The organism is Comamonas sp. AG1104 (assembly GCF_003350425.1).
Lineage (GTDB): Bacteria > Pseudomonadota > Gammaproteobacteria > Burkholderiales > Burkholderiaceae_C > Comamonas > Comamonas testosteroni.
On record NZ_QQAS01000006.1, the window covers coordinates 48036 to 68070 of the forward strand.

Genomic DNA, 20035 nt, shown 5'->3' on the forward strand with positions numbered 1-20035 from the left:
CGATTTTGCGGCTAGAATCTGCGTCTTGACCTCAGTAGGCGTAGATTTGCGCATTGCTGACCGCGCGGGTGGCGAAATTGGTAGACGCACCAGGTTTAGGTCCTGACGGTGGCAACACCGTGCCGGTTCGAGTCCGGCTCCGCGCACCAGATAAAGGCACTCTCTGCCGCCCAAGCCCGTAACCCCAAGCCGTTACGGGCTTTTTCTTTTTCCGCCCCCTGCTGTGCAGCTGCGGTGTCAGCTTTTAAGGCAAACCCCTGTAAGGCGATGGCGGAGCCTGCGCGGCGCCTCGTTATAATGGTCGGCTTCGCCTGTTCCTGATTTGAACAAATGCCTGGCGCCAGACGCTGGGGCAAATGACTGGGGCAGGCTCTGGAAATTTGTGGTGCCGCATGTCCCTGGGGATCCCAGGGCGTGCGCGCACTGTGACTTTGCGCAATACGGTGCGGGTTGTTAGTCAATCTGCACGGTCCTCATCCCTCTTAGGAAAAATCATGGCCGTTAACGTTGAAACTCTTGAAAAGCTCGAGCGCAAGATCACGCTGAGCGTGCCCCTGTCGGCAATCCAGTCCGAAGTGGATGCCCGCCTGAAGAAGGTGGCGCGCACGGTGAAGATGGACGGTTTCCGTCCCGGCAAAGTGCCCATGAGCGTCGTGGCTCAGCGTTATGGCTACTCCGTGCAATACGAAGTGCTGAACGACAAGGTGGGCGAGGCTTTTGCCGCTGCCGTGAACGAAGCCGATCTGCGCGTTGCCGGTCAGCCCAAGATCACCGAAAAGGAAGGCGCTGCCGAAGGCGAAGCGCAATTCGAAGCCGTGTTCGAAGTCATGCCCGAAGTCAAGATCGGTGACCTGACCACTGCCGAAGTGGAAAAGCTGACCACCAGCGTGGACGACGCAGCCATCGACAAGACCGTGGACATTCTGCGCAAGCAGCGTCGCACCTTCACCGAGCGCGCTGCCGGTGAAGCCGCTGTGGACGGCGACCGCGTGACCGTGGACTTCGAAGGCAAGATCGACGGCGAGACTTTCTCCGGCGGCAAGGCTGAAGACTTCCAGTTCCTGGTCGGCGAAGGCCAGATGCTCAAGGAGTTCGAAGACGCAACCCGTGGCATGAAGGCTGGCGAGTCCAAGACTTTCCCCCTGGCTTTCCCCGCTGACTACCACGGCGCTGACGTGGCCGGCAAGACTGCTGACTTCCTGGTGACCGTCAAGAAGGTGGAAGCTCCCAACTTGCCCGAAGTGAACGAAGAGTTCGTCAAGACCCTGGGCGTGGAAGGCGGCTCTGTTGACGCCCTGCGCGATGACATCAAGAAGAACCTGGAGCGCGAAGTGAAGTTCCGCGTTCAAGGTCGCAACAAGCAAGCCGTGATGGACGCTCTGGTGTCCGTGTCCGAGCTAGATCTGCCCAAGGCTTCCGTGCAAGCCGAAGTCGGCCGTCTGCTGGAAGGCGCGCGCGCCGAGCTGGAACAGCGCGGCATCAAGGATGCCGCCAAGGCTGAAATCCCCGAAGACATCTTCCTGCCCCAAGCCGAGCGTCGCGTGCGTCTGGGCCTGGTGGTGGCCGAGCTGGTCAAGAGCAACAATCTGCAAGCTACTGCCGAGCAGATCAAGGCTCATGTCGAAGAGCTGGCATCCAGCTACGAGAAGCCCGAAGACGTGGTGCGCTGGTACTTCGGCGACCGCAACCGTCTGGCCGAAGTGGAAGCCGTTGTGATCGAAAACAACGTCACCGACTTCGTTCTGGGCAAGGCCAAGGTCACCGACAAGGCTGTTTCCTTCGACGAGCTGATGGGTCAGGCCTAAGGGCTGAACCTTTTATCGGTGCTTGCCCTAGGCAAGTTCCGATAACTTGAATTGCGGGGCTTGTGCTTTTGCGCGCAAGCCCCATTTTCTTTTCAGAATGCGGCTACAGTAGGCGCATAGCACTGGAGAAAACATGAGCGCATTGGATACATTGGGTTTGGGCATGGTGCCCATGGTCATTGAACAGTCGGGTCGCGGTGAGCGCTCCTACGACATTTATTCGCGTCTGCTCAAGGAGCGCGTGATTTTCCTGGTGGGCGAGGTTAACGATCAGACCGCCAACCTGGTGGTAGCCCAGTTGTTGTTCCTGGAAAGCGAAAATCCTGACAAGGACATTTCCTTCTATATCAACTCCCCCGGCGGCAGCGTGACGGCAGGCATGGCGATTTTTGACACCATGAACTTTATCAAGCCTGATGTCTCGACGCTGTGCACCGGAATGGCGGCGAGCATGGGCGCTTTCCTGCTGTCGGCCGGAGCCAAGGGCAAGCGCTATGCACTGCCCAATGCCCAGGTCATGATTCACCAGCCTCTGGGTGGTGCACGTGGTCAGGCGACCGAAATCGAAATTCATGCTCGCGAAATCATCAAGACCCGCGAGCGCCTGAACAAGATCCTCGCCGAGCGTACAGGCCAGCCCCTGGAAAAGATTCAGAACGACACCGAGCGGGACTATTTCCTTTCCGCCGATGAGGCTAAGGAATACGGCCTGGTTGATCAGGTGATCAGCAAGCGTTCCTGAAATGCATAGCACCGAGTCCCATGTCTGATTGGGCTTGCGGGTGCTGGCATTGAAAAACCTGGGAGCTGCTGACTGGCTCCCGGGACTTGCTCGGCGGCGTTTGTCCCTGATGGCCTACGCCGCCTTGTCTTTGGTTATCATTAATTTTCGTTTTTTCGTAACGAGGCACAGCCCCCATGGCCGATAAAAAAGGCTCTTCCACCGAAAAGAATTTGTATTGCACCTTCTGCGGCAAAAGCCAGCACGAGGTCAAGAAGCTGATCGCCGGCCCGTCCGTGTTCATCTGCGACGAGTGCATCGACTTGTGCAATGAGATCATTCGCGACGAACAGCCTGCCGCCGACGCCAAGGAAGGTCGCGGCGATCTGCCGACGCCCGCTGAAATCAAGGCCAACCTCGACAATTATGTGATTGGTCAGGAGCAGGCCAAGCGCACGCTGGCCGTGGCGGTCTACAACCACTACAAGCGCCTGAACCACAAGGACAAGGCAGGCAAGGACGATGTGGAGCTCAGCAAGAGCAATATCTTGCTGATCGGTCCCACAGGTTCGGGCAAGACCTTGCTGGCTCAAACGCTGGCGCGTCAGCTCAATGTGCCATTTGTGATGGCCGATGCCACCACTCTGACCGAGGCCGGCTATGTGGGCGAGGACGTCGAGAACATCATTCAGAAGCTGCTGCAAAGCTGCGAGTACGATGTTGAGCGTGCTCAGCGCGGTATTGTCTACATCGATGAAATCGACAAGATCTCCCGCAAGTCGGACAACCCCAGCATCACGCGTGACGTCTCGGGTGAGGGCGTGCAGCAGGCTCTGCTCAAGCTGATCGAAGGCACGATGGCCAGCATTCCTCCCCAGGGTGGACGCAAGCATCCGAATCAGGACTTTCTGCAGATCGACACCACCAATATCCTGTTCATCTGCAGCGGCGCGTTCGCGGGACTGGAAAAAGTCATCGAGAACCGCACCGAGGCTTCAGGCATAGGCTTTGGCGCTACCGTCAAGAGCAAGAAGCAGCGCTCCATCTCGGAAATGTTCCTCGAGATCGAGCCCGAAGATCTGATCAAGTTCGGCATCATCCCCGAACTGGTGGGGCGTATGCCCGTGGTGACGGCGCTTGCCGAACTCAGCGAAGAGGCATTGGTGCAGATCCTGACCGAGCCCAAGAATGCGCTGGTCAAGCAGTACAGCAAGCTGCTGGCCATGGAGGGTGTGGAGTTGGAGATCCGCCCTGCGGCCCTGAAGGCGATCGCCCGCAAGGCCCTGGCTCGTAAGACCGGTGCCCGTGGCCTGCGCTCCATCGTCGAGCAGGCACTGATCAGCACCATGTTCGAGTTGCCGACCGCCGAGAATGTGGAAAAGGTCGTGGTGGAGGAAGCCACCATTGAAGACGGCAAGGAGCCGCTGCTGGTTTACCGCGAAGCGGCCAAAAAGGCCTGATACTGTGCTTGCGTGCAAGGCGGGCCCTCCAGTGGGCTCGCTTTGTCGCCTGTGGCTGAAAGGCAATGCCCCTGCGGCGGCAAAAACAATTTGCCCCCAGGGGTTGAAATACACCGGTAAGCGGACCATCTTCCGCTGAGAAACCGAGGATACCTATGTCTGGACAAACCCCTTTGCCTTCTACCGAGCTGGACCTGCCACTGCTGCCGCTGCGCGATGTGGTGGTGTTTCCACATATGGTGATTCCGCTGTTCGTGGGGCGTGCCAAGAGCATCAAGGCTCTGGAGCTGGCCATGGAAGGCGACCGCCGCATCATGCTGGTGGCGCAGAAGACGGCCTCCAAGGACGAGCCTGCAGCGGAAGACATGTTTGATGTGGGATGTGTCTCCACCATCTTGCAGATGCTCAAGCTGCCCGACGGCACCGTGAAGGTGCTGGTGGAGGGCCAGCAGCGCGCGCTGGTCAAGCAGGTCGCCGACGAAGAGTCTCACTTCACAGCGTCTGTGACGCCCGTGGAGCCCGAAGGCGATGCTCATGAGCAAAGCGAAATCGAAGCGTTGCGCCGCGCCGTGACCCAGCAGTTTGACCAGTACGTCAAACTCAACAAGAAAATTCCTCAGGAAATTCTGACCTCGATCGCCAGCATTGACGATGCCGGTCGTCTGACGGACACCATTGCGGCGCACCTGCCTCTCAAGCTCGAGAGCAAGCAGGCAGTGCTGGATCTGGTGGACATCAAGGAGCGTCTGGAAAACCTGTTCGAGCAACTCGAGCGCGAGGTCGACATTCTCAACGTCGACAAGCGCATCCGTGGCCGCGTCAAGCGCCAGATGGAGAAGAATCAGCGCGACTTCTATCTGAATGAGCAGGTCAAGGCTATTCAGAAGGAGCTGGGCGAAGGTGAGGACGGTGCCGACATCGAGGAGATCGAGAAAAAGATCAAGCTCGCCAAGATGCCTGCCGATGCTCGCAAAAAGGCTGAGGCCGAGCTCAAGAAGCTCAAGCTGATGTCGCCCATGTCGGCTGAAGCTTCGGTGGTGCGTAACTACATCGAAGTGCTGACCGGCCTGCCTTGGAGCAAGAAGACCAAGATCAAGCACAACCTGGCGAATGCCGAGGAAGTGCTGAACGAAGATCACTTCGGCCTGGAAAAGGTCAAGGACCGCATTCTTGAGTATCTTGCCGTGCAGCAGCGTGTGGACAAGGTCAAGGCGCCCATTCTGTGCCTGGTGGGTCCTCCCGGTGTGGGTAAGACCTCGCTGGGGCAGTCCATTGCCAAGGCCACAGGTCGCAAGTATGTGCGTATGGCGCTGGGCGGCATGCGAGATGAGGCGGAAATTCGCGGTCACCGCCGTACCTATATCGGTGCCATGCCCGGCAAGGTGCTGCAGAGCCTGGAGAAGGTCGGTACGCGCAATCCTCTGTTCCTGCTGGACGAAATCGACAAGCTGGGCATGGACTTCCGGGGCGATCCTTCGAGCGCGCTGCTGGAAGTGCTGGACCCCGAACAGAACAACAAGTTTGGTGACCACTACGTGGAGGTCGACTTCGACCTGTCCGACGTGATGTTTGTGGCGACTTCCAACTCCATGAATATTCCTTCGGCCTTGCTGGATCGCATGGAGGTGATTCGCCTGTCGGGCTATACCGAAGACGAAAAGACCAATATTGCCATCCGCTATCTGCTGCCCAAGCAGATCACCAACAACGGCGTGAAGGACGGCGAGCTGGAAGTGACCGAAGCCGCGATTCGTGACATCGTGCGTTACTACACCCGCGAAGCGGGCGTGCGTTCGCTTGAGCGCGAGCTGTCCAAGATTTGCCGCAAGGTGGTCAAGGGCTTGCAACTTGGCAAGCTACAGCCCAAGGTGGAGGTGAATGCCGATAACCTCAATGAGTATCTGGGCGTGCGCAAGTTCAGCTATGGCCGTGCCGAGCATGCCAATCAGGTGGGGCAGGTTGTGGGTCTGGCCTGGACCGAAGTCGGCGGCGATCTGCTGACCATCGAAGCCGCCACCATGCCAGGCAAGGGCGTCATTACGCGCACAGGTTCTCTGGGCGATGTGATGAAGGAGTCGGTCGAAGCTGCTCGCACCGTGGTGCGTAGCCGCGCTCGTTTGCTTGGCATCAAGGATGAAGCCTTCGAGAAAAAGGACATTCATGTGCACGTGCCTGACGGCGCTACGCCCAAGGATGGCCCCAGCGCGGGTGCAGCGATGACGACAGCTTTTGTCTCGGCTCTCACTGGCATTCCCGTGCGAGCTGATGTGGCCATGACCGGTGAAATCACCTTGCGCGGTGAAGTGACGGCGATCGGCGGCCTCAAGGAAAAGCTGCTGGCTGCTCTGCGTGGTGGCATCAAGACCGTGCTCATTCCTGAAGAGAATGCCAAGGATTTGCAGGACATTCCCGATAATGTGAAGAGCGGTCTGGAAATCGTTCCTGTGAAGTGGATCGATCAGGTTCTCAAGGTGGCCCTGGAGCGCGTGCCGGATCCTTTGACTGAGGAAGCTGTAGCCGCCGTGGCGTCCACCGACGTCAAGCCGGCAGAGGCAGCCATCAAGCATTGATGCTTGTTTTGTGAAAATTGTGGCGTTTTTTCTGGGAGGGCTCAGAACTGCGCTACAATTCATCCATCGCAGCAAACAACGTTGTACAATGTTGGGCTTCGGTAGATATGCGGGAATAGCTCAGTTGGTAGAGCGATACCTTGCCAAGGTATAGGTCGACGGTTCGAACCCGTTTTCCCGCTCCAGGTTTTCAGAGCCTGTAGCAATACAGGTTCGCATCAGAAAGCGAAAGCTTTTTGAATGCGGGAATAGCTCAGTTGGTAGAGCGATACCTTGCCAAGGTATAGGTCGACGGTTCGAACCCGTTTTCCCGCTCCAGGTTTTCAGAACCTGTAGCAATACAGGTTCGCATCAGAAAGCGAAAGCTTTTTGAATGCGGGAATAGCTCAGTTGGTAGAGCGATACCTTGCCAAGGTATAGGTCGACGGTTCGAACCCGTTTTCCCGCTCCAGGTTTTGTGATAGCGGCGCGATAGCAAAGCGGTTATGCCCCGGATTGCAAATCCGGTTAGACCAGTTCGACTCTGGTTCGCGCCTCCAGATTTCTCTAAGGAAATCAATAAAAAGGCCACCCGTACGGGTGGCCTTTTTATTTTGTGCGCGTAAAGCACTTCAAAAATCGATGCTGACCGTGTGTCATTCGTGGTCAAACTACGCTTGGACTGCCCCACTCCAGTAGGCACTTCCCAGCCTCAAGCCCGGGCGCGCTCAAACGCCTCGGGGCTGATGCCACCCAGATGACTTTGGCGACGTGACCGGTTGTAGAACACCTCAATGTAGTCAAACACATCGGCCCGAGCCATGTTCCGGGTCTTGTAGATGAGCTTGCGAATGCGCTCCTTCTTCAGACTGCTGAAGAACGATTCCATGACGGCATTGTCCCAGCAGTTTCCTCTGCGACTCATGCTGGGCACCAGGCCGTGAGCTTGGCTGAAGCGCTTGAAGTCATCGCTGCTGTATTGGCTGCCCTGATCGGACTGTACAACCACCTCGGTTGCCGGCCTGCGCCGCCAAACAGTCGCCAGCAATGCATCGAGCACGAACTCTCGGTTGAGCGTTGCCTTCATGGACCATCCAACGACTTTGCGTGAGTACAGGTCCACCACTGCAGCTAGGTACAGCCAGCCTTGTCAAGTGCGAATGTAAGTGATTTCAGTGATCCAGGCCTTGTCTGGCGCGTCCACAGTGAATTGCCGCTGCAAGTGGTTGGGGGCAATGATTGAAGGCCGGCTTGCAATGTGCCATGGCGCTTTGTAGCCCCGCACAGCCTTGATCTTGTGCTTGCGCATGAAGCGTGCAACGCGATGTTTGCCGCCATATTCACCCGCCTCTCGCAGATCCGCAAACACACGGCGAGCGCCATAGACCCCATGGCTGGCCGTGTATGAGTAGTAGATCAGCTCGAGCAAGCGTCTGTCTTCTTGTTCGTGAGTTGAGATCGGATCATGCAGCCATGCATAGCACCCTGCGCGAGCAACCCTCAGCAATCTGCACATCAGGCTGATGGCGTGCTGAGTACGGTGCTCGTTGATAAAGCGGTACTTCACTCGGGCTCCCTGGCCAAGTTCCGCAAGGCTTTTTCAAGATGTCCCGTTCTTCTTCGATCCGCCGCATCTGACTCCGTAAGCGCAAGATCTCGCTCTTGGCTTTGAGCAATTCTTGGGGCTTCTGCTCATTGCGGTCAGGCGACACAGCCTTGACCCATTTGTAGAGGCTGTGTGTTGAGACCCCTAGGCGGGCTGCTACCTCTGCCGCCGAATAGCCGCGCTCGATCACTTGTTTGACGGCTTATTCCTTCAGTTCTGGTGTAAACCGCTGTGCGCTCATGAACTGCCTCCTATGCTCAAAAGATAGGCCGGGATGTCTACCTGCCTAAGGACAGTCCAAAGATCGACCGGGGTTGTCTACCTGCATAGGGGCAGTCCAGATCATGATGCTGCATCCAAGCAGACGAGTTGAGTGGTTGCACCTATTTACATATCAAGCATAATTGCATCTTTAACGTATCTTGTGCTAACTAATTGCATGTGTTGCGGCATGCGTGTTCTTTTGTGCAATTTCTGCGAAGTGTATGAATTCCCGACTCAATGTAACTATAGAAAAAACGGCCCTATCGTCACAATCAGTGTTGAGCCGCCTGCAGCCGCAATTGCCCGTTATTTTTGCTGCAACAGTCGTTGGGGTGCTCATTGCAACGGTGGCAGCCTTCACTGTAAAGCCACGCTATGAAGTCAGGGCTTTCTTGGACAAGCCGTACATCAATGAAATAACCGAACTTAATATCGGCCGCAGTAGTGCGACGGGACTCGAGCAATACTCTCCGGATCAGGTCTACAAGTATTTTGTGCGTCGACTGATCACGGACGAAGCCAAGCAGCGCTTCTTTCGCGACACTTATCTGCCATCGCTTGACTCTCCTCCCGCATCTGAAGAGGAAAAGCAGGCGTTGTATGGACGTATGCAAAAGATTGTCCTGAAAGTCACTCCTCCGCCTGAAAAGGCCAGAGGTGGGAGAAGTCTTTACAGTGTGGATGTCGAATCACGCACAGGTGAGCTAGCTGCTGAATGGCTTCAGACTTTTTTGGCACAAGTATCCGAAGATGCAAGAAATGCTTTAATCAAAGATATCGAGCAATCCATTCAGCTACAAGTACGCAATACAGAACGTGCATTGGAAGAGAAAACATATACAGCAGAGCTGCTCAGAGAGGACCGCCAGGCCCAACTCACTGAAGCACTGAAAGTCGCGCAAGCAGTAGGTATCAAAGACCCTCAGATGACTGCGGCGCAGCCGCCAAGGCAGGATACGGCTGCATCATTCCTTGACGGCTCTCGATTGTATGCGCGAGGTTCAAAGTCGCTTCAGGCGGAGCTTGAGGTGCTTAGGCAGCGCAACGATGACACGCCCTTTATCGATGGATTGCGGCAAACCCAGGCTCAGCTGAATCTTCTAAGAGAGCTGGATCCAGCTGCAACCAACTTCAAAATTTTCCACATTGACGGCGAAGTAAATGTGCCGTTGAAGCCGCGATCTCCCAACAAAAGCCTTTACCTGGCAATTGGCTTGTTCCTGGGTCTTGCAATCGGCTTCCTGATCGCGATGATCCGATCTGGGATCCTGCGAGAGTTGCTCTTGGAGGCAGAGCCTAATTCTCAGTCAGCCTTCCACAAGCTGGAAACTGTTTACAGCAAGTAGTGAGTTCAAGAGCCTAAGCCTTTGGTAGGCAGTCTCGCGTTTGGAATGCATGGTCTCGCCGATAGGTATTGCGAATAATGAGCGCGTTAAATAGGCAAGAGCAAGCTTCAGAGTTGCGGCAGTCTTGGGTGGTTTGGTGTGGTTCTGATGTAGGTTGTTGATTGCAAACGAAATAAATGGATTGCAAACCCGGTTAGACCAGTTAGACTCTGGTTCGCGCCTCGAAACTAGTGGTAAAAGCCCTGCAGATGAATGTCTGCAGGGCTTTTTGCTTTGTACGCTTGGTATCTGAATACGTCGCAAGTCCTGAAGGCGGGCGCCGCATCTCATCGCCCTATGCAACTCAGGCCTGCTGCAGGCCATGTCCTTTCGCTATGGAAAAGCCCAGGGCAATGCCCTGGGCGAGTCAGAGAAGACGGGAGTGATGCCTGCGTTCAGACGGGCTCGGCCAGCTTCATGCTTTGGCGCAATGTCTTGGCTGCCTCCACCATGTGCTGCAGTGCAGGAATCACTTCAGCCCACTGGCGTGTCTTGAGGCCGCAGTCGGGGTTGATCCAAAGGCGTTCCGCGGGAATGCGTTCTGTTGCTTTCTGCATGAGCTGCAGGATGTCTGCCTTGGTGGGAATATTGGGCGAGTGGATGTCGTAGACCCCCGGGCCGATCTCATTGGGATAGTCGAAGTGTTCGAAGGCATCCAGCAGCTCCATATCCGAGCGCGAGGTCTCTATGGTGATCACATCTGCATCCATGGCCGCAATGGACGCAATAATGTCGTTGAACTCCGAATAGCACATATGGGTGTGAATCTGGGTCTCATCGGCAACGCCATTGGCGCTGATGCGGAAGGACTCCACGGCCCAGTGCAGATATTCCTTCCATTGGGCTTTGCGCAATGGCAAGCCCTCGCGCAAAGCGGCCTCGTCGATCTGGATCACGCGCACGCCGGCTTTTTCCAGATCCAACACTTCTGCGCGAATCGCCAGAGCCAGCTGATAGCAGGATGTGGCGCGTGGCTGGTCATCGCGCACGAATGACCAGTTCAGGATGGTCACCGGGCCTGTCAACATGCCTTTCATGGGTTTGGGGGTCAAGGACTGAGCGTACTGGATCCATTCCGTCGTCATCGCCTTGGGGCGGCTGATGTCGCCGAACAGAATGGGTGGCTTGACGCAGCGTGAGCCATAGGACTGCACCCAGCCGAACTGGCTGAAGGCGTAGCCGTCGAGCTGTTCGCCGAAATATTCCACCATGTCGTTGCGTTCGGCCTCGCCATGCACCAGCACGTCCAGCCCAAGAGCTTCCTGCTCTTGCACGCAGCGTTCGATCTCGGCGCGCATGGCGCCTTGGTAGCAGGCGAAATCCAGGAGACCGGCCTTGAGCTCGCTGCGCGCCTGGCGGATCTCTGCAGTCTGTGGGAAAGAGCCGATGGTGGTGGTCGGGAAGGCTGGCAGCTTGAGCCGGCGGGCTTGCTTGGGGGCACGTGCTTCATAGCTGCTCTGGCGCCGGCCCAGCCCGGCGCTTATCTGCTTGACCGCAGCTTGCACGGCAGGGTTGTGGACGCGAGGCGATGCTCGGCGTGCAGCCAGAGCTGCAGCGTTGTCGGCCAGTTCGGCCTTGACGCAATCTCGGCCATGGCGCAAAGCCTTGCCCAGCACGCGCAGTTCATCCAGTTTTTGCTGCGCGTAAGCCAGCCATGATTTGATGTCGGCATCGAGCTTTTGTTCGCTGTTCAGATCCACGGGTACATGCAACAAGGAGCACGATGGCGCAATCCAGAGACGCTCGCCAAGGCGCTCGGCTAGCGGCTCTACCCAGTCCAGCACGGCAGTCAGATCGGTTTTCCAGATATTGCGGCCGTTGATCACGCCCAGCGACAGCACCTTGTGTGCGGGCAACAGACCCAGCAGTTGCTGCACGTCGTCCTGACCGTTGATGGCATCGATGTGCAGGCCGGCTACGGGCAGGTTCGCTGCCAGATATTTGTTCTCGGCGAGCTGGCCGAAATACGTTGCCAGCAGCAGCTTGATCTTGCTGCTTTTGAGGTGGTGGTATGCAGTGTTGAAGGCATGTTGCCAGTCGGCATCGAGTTCTGTGACCAGAATGGGTTCGTCCATCTGCACCCATTCAACGCCCTGGGTCGCCAGCACATCCAATAGCTGCGCATAGATGGGCAGCAGGCGCTGCAGCAATTCCAGCTTGCTGGTGCCGTCCTTGGCTTTGCCCAGTGCCAGATAGGTGACGGGACCGATGAGGACGGGCTTGGCCTGTATGCCTTGTGTCCTGGCTTCGGCCAGTTGTTCCAGCAGGCGCGATGCATCGAGCTTGAATTCGGTGGTCGAGCTGAACTCGGGCACGATGTAGTGGTAGTTGGTGTCAAACCACTTGGTCATCTCGCCCGCGGCGACACCAGCACAGCAGTGGGTGTGAGCGGTACTGTGGGATTCGGTCCTGATCGCCGAGCGGCCGCGGGCCACGCGGAAGTAATTGTCCAGTGCATCGCCGTTGAAGCCTTGCACCCGCTCGGGCAGATTGCCCAGCGTAAAGCTCATGTCCAGTACCTGGTCGTAGAACGCGAAGTCACCTACGGGAACCCAGTCCAGCTCTTGCTGCGCGGTCCAGTGGCGTTGTCGCAGCTCGGCGCCCAGCGCCTTGAGTGCATCGCGTGAGGTCTCACCTCTCCAGTAGGACTCCAGCGCGAACTTCAGTTCGCGCTTTGCGCCAATGCGAGGAAAGCCCAGGTTGTGAATAGTCGTCATGCAGAAATCCAGTCTTTTGATCTTTGGCCCATGGCCAGAGTGGCTCGGGTCAGCGGACTGGATATTCTTTGAATCGATGTATGAAGTAAAATGGTTGTTTCTCATATATCCATGAATTGTGTTCACAGATGATTGAGCGTATTCATCTCGCCATCGTGCAAGAGGTTGAAAAACAAGGCTCTTTGACTGCGGCAGCCGATGTGTTGTGCGTCACCCAGTCCGCTCTGAGTCACAGCATGAGAAAGCTGGAGGCCCAGCTTGGCACCGATGTCTGGTTGCGGGAAGGGCGCAGCCTGCGCCTGACGCAGGCGGGTCAATACCTGCTGGCGGTAGCCAATCGCGTGCTGCCTCAGCTGGATCTGGCCGAGTCGCGTTTGCAGCAATTTGCACAGGGAGAGCGCGGCAGCTTGCGCATCGGCATGGAATGCCATCCTTGCTACCAGTGGCTGCTGAAAATCGTTTCACCCTATCTGGCCGCCTGGCCCGATGTGGATGTGGACGTGAAGCAGAAGTTTCAGTTTGGCGGCATCGGTGCGCTATTCGGCTATGAGATCGATATGCTGGTCACGCCCGATCCGCTGTTCAAGCCCGGTCTGCACTTTGAGCCCGTCTTTGACTATGAGCAGGTGCTGGTTGTGGCGGCGGATCACGCCCTGGCCCAGGCTGGCCATGTCAAGCCAGGTGATCTGGCTCGCGAGGTGCTGATTACCTACCCCGTGGCCGTGGACCGGCTCGACATCTATACCCAGTTCCTTCTGCCCAAAGGCATTGCGCCCAGGCGCCACAAAACCATAGAGACCACCGACATCATGATGCAGATGGTCGCCAGCGGCCGGGGCGTCGCGGCCCTGCCGCGCTGGCTGGCTCTGGAATATGCCGAAAAGATGGCCGTCGTGCCTGTGAAGCTGGGCAGCAAGGGGATCGCCAAGCAAATCTACCTCGGCGCGCGCGAGGCAGAGTTGCATACCGACTATCTACAGGCCTTTATAGCGCTGGCACGAGCACCTGGCCTGGCTCTGCCGGCTGCCGTATTCACACAGAAAGTCTCTTGAAAAGATAGCTGTAATCGATTGCGCAATAAGCGATAGCGGCTGACTCACATGTTGATGGCGGTCATTCCCGGTGCCGACGCACGGTCGGCTTGCCGTCCGGCCTGCACGCCCCACAGCCACATGGCGCCACCCGCCAGCAGTGTCAGCACAAACGATTGCTGAGCGCCCCAGTGGTCGATCAGCCAGCCGGCAGCGGCTGCACCCAGGGCCACGCCGCTGGCCAGGCCGGTCAGCAGCCAGGTCATGCCCTCGGTCAGTCGGTTGGCCTGTACTTGCTGCTCCACCAGGCTCATGGCCACGGTAATTGTCGGGCCAAAGGTGATGCCTGCCAGCAGCACGGCCAGCGTCAGCGCGGTCAGATTGCTGGCCAGCAGCAGGGGCAGGGCGGAGATGGCGACCGATGCCCCGACCCAGACGATCTGGCGGCTAAGCGGCATCTGCAGGCGCAGCGTGCCAAACAGCAAGCCCATGGCACAGGAGCCCAGCGCATAGAAGGACAGCACCACGCTGGCCATGCCGGGCTGGCCCTGAGCCGTGGCGAAGGCCACGCTGGCCACATCGATCACGCCCACGATGACGCCTTGCGCCAGCATGAACAGCGCCAGCGTTCGCACCACAGGCTGGCGCAGCATAGACGAAGTCCTGCCTTGTTCCGAGCCGGCATGCGGGCTGACAGGTGGTTCGGTGCGGCGTTGCACCACAAACAGACCTACGCCGATGATGAGGAACAAAGCTGCCGCCAGCGGGCCTGCCTCAGGGAACAGCAGCATGCTGAGGCCCACCGACAGAGGCGGGCCGACGATAAAGGCCAGATCGTCAAGCACGCCTTCCAGTGCAAACGCGGTCTGCAGTTGAGGCGTTCCACTGTAGATTGCGGTCCAGCGGGCGCGAACCATAGCCGGCATGCTGGGCAGGCTGCCTACGGCAGCGGCCAGTACCAGCAGCAGCCAGTCCGGCCCCTGCCAGTGGGCGCAGGCAAGCAGGGCCAGCATGGACAGCGCACTGCTGGCGGCCGCAAACGGCAGCACCCTGAACTGACCGTAACGGTCAACCAGCGCCGAGATGCGCGGTGCCAGAACGGCAATCGACAGCGCGAAACAGGCCGACACCATGCCTGCCAGCGTGTAGGCGCCGCGCTGTTGCGACAGCATGGTGATCAAGCCAATCCCCGTCATCGACAGCGGCAGTCGCGCCAGCAGTCCCGCCAGCACAAAGCCCGTGCTGCCCGGCGCGGTAAACAGCTTGCGGTAAGCATTCAACATGGAAACCCTTGCATAGATTCATTTGCATACATTGTGTATGCGAGTGACATTCTAGGAGCTTGGGATGTAGCGCGTATGATTGGCATACGCTTTGTATGTGAATATCGCCGGGAGTTCGCTTTGACCCAAGTTCGCCAGAGTCGTGCCAGCATGATCGAAGCCACGCGGGCCAAGCTGATCACCGCGGCGCGCAGCGCTTTTGCCAGGCATGGCTACGCCCAGGCAGCCATGGAAGAGCTGACCGCGCAGGCCGGTTTGACGCGCGGCGCGCTCTACCACCACTTTGGCGGCAAGTCCGGTCTGCTGGCTGCCGTGGTGGCGCAGATGGATGAGGAAATGGACCAGCGGCTGGAGCTTGTGTTGCGAGGCCATGCCGATCCATGGGAAGGCTTTCTAGCCTATTGCCGTGCCTATCTGGCCATGGCGCAGGAGGCTGAGATTCGCCGCATCGTGCTGCAGGATGCGCGCTCTGTGCTCACCGGTACTGACCAGGGGCAGCAGCATCAGCAATGCATTGCTTTTATCGCCGGTTTTTTGCAGCAGCTCATCGACGAGGGCATTATCGTGAATGCCAGTGCAGCTGCGCTGGCAAGGTTGCTCAACGGCTGCCTGATCGAAGCGGCTTTCTGGATTGCCGAGGAGGGCGCTCCACCCGAGCGCCTGAACGAGGCCTTGCAGGCGCTGGATTTGATGCTGCAAGGCTGGAAGGCGGCGTGAGCCATTGCCTGAGCCATGCCTGCTGTGCTTTGCCCGCAGTAGCCACAATGAGCATCGTTCTGACTGTCAGGGTGTTCTCGAGTTGAGGGCATCAGCGATTTTTGTGCTCGCGAACAATCCGGAATTTGCAAAGAGCCCGGGCTCGGAGGCCTTACCGAAATCGACGACCGGCCGCATTCGAGTCGCCTGAGGTCTTCAGGGCGCTTCAAAGCGGTCGCTGCCGGCGGCGATCAAGCTGATGCAGCAAGTCAGTCAGGCAGGTAAGGCGAGATATTGGCGATGGCCCGGGCCACATAGGCATCTTTCTCACCCACCGGGGCCACGTAATGCAATGCACTCCTGGCGGCCTCAATCCCCTCGACACGGGCAATAAGCCATGCGGCAAGGTATTGCGCTGCCAGGCAGCCTCCAGCGGTAGCCACGTTGCCGTTTGCGAAGAAGGGCTGATCCAGTACGCGTATGCCAGCCTCTTCAACCCAGGGCCTGGTTGTCAGGTCGGTACAGGCCATCACGCCATCCAGCAAGCCGAGCTTGGCCAGTACCAGCGTGCCGGAGCACTGTGCAGCAATCAGTTGCCGTGAAGGGTCCAGCCTGAGCCTTGATATGAGGTCGGCATTGCGCGCGATCTCTCGCGTTTGCATTCCACTGCCCACGATGACCGCATCTGCAGCACTCGCGTCCTCCAGAGTAGCCTGGGCTTCGATGACCACTCCGTTCATTGACTTGACGCGTGCACTCGGGCAGGCAATCGACACCCGCCAACCGGTTCGCTTGATGCGGTTGAGTATGCCTAGAGAAATGAGTGAATCGAGCTCGTTAAAGCCTTCGAAAGTCAGGATTGCGATATGCATTGGAATGTTCCGGATGTGAACTTGTATCAATGGTCATGCTAGAGATGAGGTCCAATACACTCAAATAATTGTCATGGATACAGGCTCTATATGCCGATTGCCCGATACAAGCAGCTGGTGGACCAGCTCGCCTCGGAAATTCGCGAAGGCCGGCTGGCACCGGGCACACGCCTGCCCACCCACCGGCAACTGGCATCCCGAGAAGGACTGGCCCTGGTCACGGCGACTCGTGTCTATGCCGAACTGCAGGCCATGGGCCTGGTCAGCGGCGAGACGGGACGAGGAACCTTTGTGCGTGAAACAGCGCTGCCACCTGGCCTCGGTATCGACCAGCATGCCACTGCGATAGGCATGCTGGACCTGAACTTCAACGCTCCTGCTCTTCCTGGTCAAGCCGAGTTGTTGCGCTCCGCATTGCGTCAACTTGCCGTCAGTGGAGATTTGGAGGCGCTGCTGCGCTATCAGCCGCATGGAGGCCGGGCCCATGAACGAGCTGCTATCGCCCTATACCTTGAAAACCGTAGGCTGACGGTTCCTGCCGAACAGGTGCTTATCGTGGATGGGGCGCAGCATGGACTCGCAAGCACGGCCATGGCATTGCTGCAAGCTGGCGATGTAGTGGCTGTTGACGCTTTGAGCTACCCGGGCTTCAAGGTGCTGGCGCAACAGTTGAGGCTTGAGCTGATTGCCATTCCGGCAGCTGGTTCGGGGCCGGACCTCGATGCGCTGGAGTTGCTGTGCCAACGCCGCAAGGTGCGCGCGGTCTATGCAATGCCGACTCTCCATAATCCGCTTGGATGGGTGATGAGCATCAACCGACGTCATGCATTTGCAGCGTTGATCCGTCGCCATGGCTTGTTGCTGATTGAAGATGCCGCGTATGCGTTTCTTGCTCCGGATGCACCACCGCCCATGGCTGCACTGCTGCCAGAGTCCACGGTATATGTCTCAGGTTTTTCCAAGAATGTCGCCACGGGTTTGCGGGTGGGCTTTGTGGCCGCGCCGGCAGCCTGGATATCTCGGATAGAACGAGCTATCCGTGCAACGACCTGGAACACCCCCGGAGTCATGACCGCCATGGTTGTGAGCTGGCTGAGAGACGGGACTGTTGCCAGGCTGGAAGCTCAGAAGCGAGAGGATGCCAGGATGCGTCAGAAACAGGTGACGCAGGTCTTCAAAGGGCTGCCCTGTATGCGCCACCCCAGTTCGTATTTTGTCTGGCTCCCCATGCCTGAAGACCTGAGAGCCGATCAGGTCGCTATGGCACTGCAGACGGCAGGAATTTCCGTGTCTACGGCCGAACCCTTCGCCACTGGCGTGCAAGTGCCGCAAGCTCTGCGGCTGGCCTTGGGGTCGGTGCCGCTCGAAAAACTTCGGCATGCCTTGATGCCGGTCAGGCTGGCGCTGGATGGAGCCACGCTGCTATAGAGGATGACGCCCAGAACTCTCTGCGTATCCGGTTTCAGAGCCGTAGCCAGGGGAGTGAATGATGCCGGCCATGGTCACACCGGCCATGAAAACATGGCATGCAGCGCTTGATGTATCAGCGCTGCATGCGATTCAGGCGCTGGGTCCGGAGACCGGATTACTGGTACTTTTGCTCCAGCCCATCCCAGAAGTCCTTGTTCACCAAGCGCTGGCGCTCAAGAAACGGAGCGACGATGGCGGGGTCTTCATCGACCTTGTGATCGTCACGCAGCAGCGTCAGGCACTTTTGCATGCCGGCCACAGCGCCTTGCAGTGCGGCATTGGCGTACAGCACAAAGCCATAGCCCAACTCACCCAGCTCGTCGGCGTTGAAGATGGGGGTCTTGCCGCCGATGACCATATTCATGAGCTGGGGAGCTTGCAGGCGCTGCGGCAGGGCGCGCACTTCTTCGGCCTGGGTAACGGCTTCGACAAACAGGATGTCGGCGCCGGCTTCCTGAAACTGCTGGGCACGCTCGATGGCGGCTTCGAAGCCGTGGACGGCGGCGGCATCGGTGCGGGCCATGATGAGGGTGCCGCTGTCGCGGCGCGCATCGACGGCGGCCCTGATCTTGCCCAGCATTTCGCTGGTTTCGATCACGGCCTTGCCATTGAAGTGGCCGCAGCGCTTGGGGCTGACCTGGTCTTCGAGCTGAATGCAGTCGGCACCGGAACGCTCCAGCGTGCGCACGGCATGGTAGGTGTTGACGGCGTTGCCGAAGCCGGTATCGGCATCGACCAGCAGCGGCACCTCCACGGCGTCGCGGATGCGGGCCGTATGGTCGGCGATATCGCTGAGACCCATAAAGCCCTGGTCGGGCATGCCGAACCACATATTGGTCACGCCGGCACCGGTTACATAGATGGCTTCAAAGCCCAGATCGGCGATCAGCCGCGCCGACATGGCGTTGAAGGCGCCGGGAACAATGACACCGCGGCGGGCATCGGCCAGGGCCTTGAGTTGTTGTTTCGGGTTCATGAGATTCGTGTTGAAAAGGGCTTTGAGGCTTATCTGATGGGTGCATACAGATATCAGGTTTGATGGCTGCATGCACTTCTGACGGGTGCCGCCAGGCAGAGCTGCCGCGCAGCTCCCCAGAGGGTTAGTCCAGCGAAATATTCGCGTTCTTGATCACCGGCCCCCACTTGGCGCGCTCGGCTTCCAGGTATTTGCCATAGGCCTGGGCCGTGCCGCCCATGATCTGGCCGCCACTGCTTTCGATCATCTGGCGCAGAGACTTGTCGGTCTTGAGCGCTTCGTTGACGGCCTGGTTGAGCTTGGCCACCACGGCGTCGGGCGTGCCGGCCGGCGCAATCATGCCCAGCCAGTTGTACGACTCAAAGCCCTTGACCCCGGCTTCATCCAGCGTGGGCACCTCGGGCAGCACGGCCAGACGGGTCTTGCTGGAGACGGCCAGGGCATTGATCTTTTTGGCCTTGATGGAAGGCAGGGCTGAGTAGCCCATCTCGAACATCATGGCCAGATGGCCGCCCATGAGGTCGGTGGCTGCCAGCGAGCCGCCCTTGTAGGGCACATGGGTCAGCTGGGTCTGGGTCTGGTAGGCCAGCAGCTCGCCCGACAGATGATGGGCCCCGCCCACGCCCGAGGAGCCATAGGTCAGATCGCCAGGCTTGGCCTTGGCATGGGCCAGCAGCTGCTGCACGCTCTTGAAGGGCTGGTTGGGAGCGGTGGTCAGAAACAGGGGTGCTTGCTCGATGAGGATGATGGGCTTGAACGCCGTCTTGGCGTCATAAGGCATCTTCTTCATCAGCATGGGGTTGGTGACCAGGGGGCCTGGCGAGCCGAAGCCGAAGGTGTGGCCGTCGTTGGCCTTGGCGATAGCGTCCGTGCCCGTTACGCCACCGGCACCGCCGCGGTTGTCGATGATCACGGGCTGGCCCAGCACCTTGCCCAGCGAGTCGGCAATCAGGCGTGCGCGGGTGTCGGCATAGCCGCCTGCCGCATAGGGCACGATGAGCTTGACGGTGCGGGTGGGCCAGGCTTCAGAGCCCTGGGCCAGAGCGGCAGAGGGGCCGCCCAGCAAGGCGGTGGCGGCGGCAGCGCAGGCAGTGGCGCGCAGCAAGGCGTTTCTACGGGAAATCATGAATCAGCTCTCAGTACTATTTTCAGGCTTCAGCGTATATGGGGTATACGCTGGATGCTATGCTTTTTGTGAAT

General features: G+C 58.4%; 13 protein-coding genes, 5 tRNA genes and 1 pseudogene. 13 read left to right on the forward strand and 6 right to left on the reverse strand.

The window, feature by feature from the left end; translation table 11 throughout:
* Positions 1-62 precede the first annotated feature (62 nt).
* The 9 genes from DFO48_RS17720 (at position 63) to DFO48_RS17760 (ending at position 7095) form a co-directional block, all read left to right on the forward strand.
* Positions 63-149: transfer RNA gene (locus tag DFO48_RS17720), tRNA-Leu, on the forward strand.
* A gap of 345 nt (positions 150-494) precedes the next feature.
* Positions 495-1805 carry a trigger factor gene (gene tig / locus DFO48_RS17725; protein ID WP_114864293.1) on the forward strand — a complete coding sequence of 437 codons (1311 nt, stop codon included), beginning with the start codon at positions 495-497 and terminating at the stop codon, positions 1803-1805.
* A 133-nt stretch (positions 1806-1938) separates the two neighbouring features.
* A complete protein-coding gene (gene clpP, locus DFO48_RS17730) occupies positions 1939-2547 on the forward strand; it encodes an ATP-dependent Clp endopeptidase proteolytic subunit ClpP (RefSeq protein ID WP_003068910.1) in 609 nt (202 codons plus the stop codon).
* Positions 2548-2723: 176 nt separating this feature from the next.
* Positions 2724-3986 (forward strand): ATP-dependent Clp protease ATP-binding subunit ClpX, encoded by a 1263-nt coding sequence (gene clpX, locus DFO48_RS17735; protein WP_003057503.1) that lies wholly within the window; start codon positions 2724-2726, stop codon positions 3984-3986.
* A gap of 155 nt (positions 3987-4141) precedes the next feature.
* Complete coding sequence (gene lon, locus DFO48_RS17740; protein WP_114864294.1) at positions 4142-6556, forward strand: endopeptidase La; 2415 nt, start codon at positions 4142-4144, stop codon at positions 6554-6556.
* 109 nt (positions 6557-6665) lie between these two features.
* A tRNA-Gly gene (locus DFO48_RS17745) sits at positions 6666-6741 on the forward strand.
* A 57-nt stretch (positions 6742-6798) separates the two neighbouring features.
* A tRNA-Gly gene (locus tag DFO48_RS17750) sits at positions 6799-6874 on the forward strand.
* A gap of 57 nt (positions 6875-6931) precedes the next feature.
* A tRNA-Gly gene (locus tag DFO48_RS17755) sits at positions 6932-7007 on the forward strand.
* Between the two features lie 14 nt (positions 7008-7021).
* A tRNA-Cys gene (locus DFO48_RS17760) sits at positions 7022-7095 on the forward strand.
* A gap of 152 nt (positions 7096-7247) precedes the next feature.
* On the opposite strand, the pseudogene DFO48_RS17765 reads toward DFO48_RS17760, so the two are convergent.
* A pseudogene (locus DFO48_RS17765) lies at positions 7248-8331 on the reverse strand (IS3 family transposase).
* 295 nt (positions 8332-8626) lie between these two features.
* Between DFO48_RS17765 and DFO48_RS17775 the strand changes: the two are divergent.
* Positions 8627-9751: an LPS O-antigen chain length determinant protein WzzB gene (locus DFO48_RS17775; protein ID WP_147282755.1), complete on the forward strand. Its 1125-nt coding sequence runs from the start codon at positions 8627-8629 to the stop codon at positions 9749-9751.
* 434 nt (positions 9752-10185) lie between these two features.
* On the opposite strand, the gene metE is transcribed toward DFO48_RS17775, so the two are convergent.
* Positions 10186-12507, reverse strand: a complete 2322-nt coding sequence (gene metE / locus DFO48_RS17780) for a 5-methyltetrahydropteroyltriglutamate--homocysteine S-methyltransferase (RefSeq protein ID WP_114864297.1) — start codon at positions 12505-12507, stop codon at positions 10186-10188.
* A 128-nt stretch (positions 12508-12635) separates the two neighbouring features.
* Between metE and DFO48_RS17785 the strand changes: the two genes are divergently transcribed.
* On the forward strand, positions 12636-13559 hold the full coding sequence (locus DFO48_RS17785) for a LysR family transcriptional regulator (RefSeq protein ID WP_114864298.1): 924 nt from the start codon (positions 12636-12638) through the stop codon (positions 13557-13559).
* A 44-nt stretch (positions 13560-13603) separates the two neighbouring features.
* Here DFO48_RS17785 and DFO48_RS17790 read toward each other — a convergent pair whose 3' ends face one another.
* A complete protein-coding gene (locus DFO48_RS17790) occupies positions 13604-14821 on the reverse strand; it encodes an MFS transporter (RefSeq protein WP_114864299.1) in 1218 nt (405 codons plus the stop codon).
* Positions 14822-14971: 150 nt separating this feature from the next.
* Between DFO48_RS17790 and DFO48_RS17795 the strand changes: the two genes are divergently transcribed.
* Complete coding sequence (locus DFO48_RS17795) at positions 14972-15538, forward strand: TetR/AcrR family transcriptional regulator (protein ID WP_034349495.1); 567 nt, start codon at positions 14972-14974, stop codon at positions 15536-15538.
* 248 nt (positions 15539-15786) lie between these two features.
* Here the strand turns inward: DFO48_RS17795 and DFO48_RS17800 are convergent, their stop codons facing one another.
* Positions 15787-16389: a DJ-1/PfpI family protein gene (locus DFO48_RS17800; RefSeq protein WP_114864300.1), complete on the reverse strand. Its 603-nt coding sequence runs from the start codon at positions 16387-16389 to the stop codon at positions 15787-15789.
* A gap of 90 nt (positions 16390-16479) precedes the next feature.
* On the opposite strand from DFO48_RS17800, the gene DFO48_RS17805 reads away from it, so the two are divergent.
* Positions 16480-17817: a PLP-dependent aminotransferase family protein gene (locus DFO48_RS17805; protein WP_003078438.1), complete on the forward strand. Its 1338-nt coding sequence runs from the start codon at positions 16480-16482 to the stop codon at positions 17815-17817.
* Between the two features lie 157 nt (positions 17818-17974).
* Here the strand turns inward: DFO48_RS17805 and DFO48_RS17810 are convergent, their stop codons facing one another.
* Both DFO48_RS17810 and DFO48_RS17815 read right to left on the reverse strand, forming a co-directional pair.
* Positions 17975-18835, reverse strand: a complete 861-nt coding sequence (locus tag DFO48_RS17810; RefSeq protein WP_003078437.1) for an oxaloacetate decarboxylase — start codon at positions 18833-18835, stop codon at positions 17975-17977.
* A 124-nt stretch (positions 18836-18959) separates the two neighbouring features.
* Complete coding sequence (locus tag DFO48_RS17815) at positions 18960-19961, reverse strand: tripartite tricarboxylate transporter substrate binding protein (RefSeq protein ID WP_034349493.1); 1002 nt, start codon at positions 19959-19961, stop codon at positions 18960-18962.
* Positions 19962-20035: the final 74 nt, after the last annotated feature.

Excerpts from the sequence above, each read along its gene's own strand:
- tig (WP_114864293.1), top strand. The coding sequence starts at position 495 with ATGGCCGTTAACGTTGAAACTCTTGAAAAGCTCGAGCGCAAGATCACG.
- clpP (WP_003068910.1), top strand. The coding sequence starts at position 1,939 with ATGAGCGCATTGGATACATTGGGTTTGGGCATGGTGCCCATGGTCATT.
- clpX (WP_003057503.1), top strand. The coding sequence starts at position 2,724 with ATGGCCGATAAAAAAGGCTCTTCCACCGAAAAGAATTTGTATTGCACC.
- lon (WP_114864294.1), top strand. The coding sequence starts at position 4,142 with ATGTCTGGACAAACCCCTTTGCCTTCTACCGAGCTGGACCTGCCACTG.
- DFO48_RS17775 (WP_147282755.1), top strand. The coding sequence starts at position 8,627 with ATGAATTCCCGACTCAATGTAACTATAGAAAAAACGGCCCTATCGTCA.
- metE (WP_114864297.1), bottom strand. The coding sequence starts at position 12,507 with ATGACGACTATTCACAACCTGGGCTTTCCTCGCATTGGCGCAAAGCGC.
- DFO48_RS17785 (WP_114864298.1), top strand. The coding sequence starts at position 12,636 with ATGATTGAGCGTATTCATCTCGCCATCGTGCAAGAGGTTGAAAAACAA.
- DFO48_RS17790 (WP_114864299.1), bottom strand. The coding sequence starts at position 14,821 with ATGTTGAATGCTTACCGCAAGCTGTTTACCGCGCCGGGCAGCACGGGC.
- DFO48_RS17795 (WP_034349495.1), top strand. The coding sequence starts at position 14,972 with ATGATCGAAGCCACGCGGGCCAAGCTGATCACCGCGGCGCGCAGCGCT.
- DFO48_RS17800 (WP_114864300.1), bottom strand. The coding sequence starts at position 16,389 with ATGCATATCGCAATCCTGACTTTCGAAGGCTTTAACGAGCTCGATTCA.
- DFO48_RS17805 (WP_003078438.1), top strand. The coding sequence starts at position 16,480 with ATGCCGATTGCCCGATACAAGCAGCTGGTGGACCAGCTCGCCTCGGAA.
- DFO48_RS17810 (WP_003078437.1), bottom strand. The coding sequence starts at position 18,835 with ATGAACCCGAAACAACAACTCAAGGCCCTGGCCGATGCCCGCCGCGGT.
- DFO48_RS17815 (WP_034349493.1), bottom strand. The coding sequence starts at position 19,961 with ATGATTTCCCGTAGAAACGCCTTGCTGCGCGCCACTGCCTGCGCTGCC.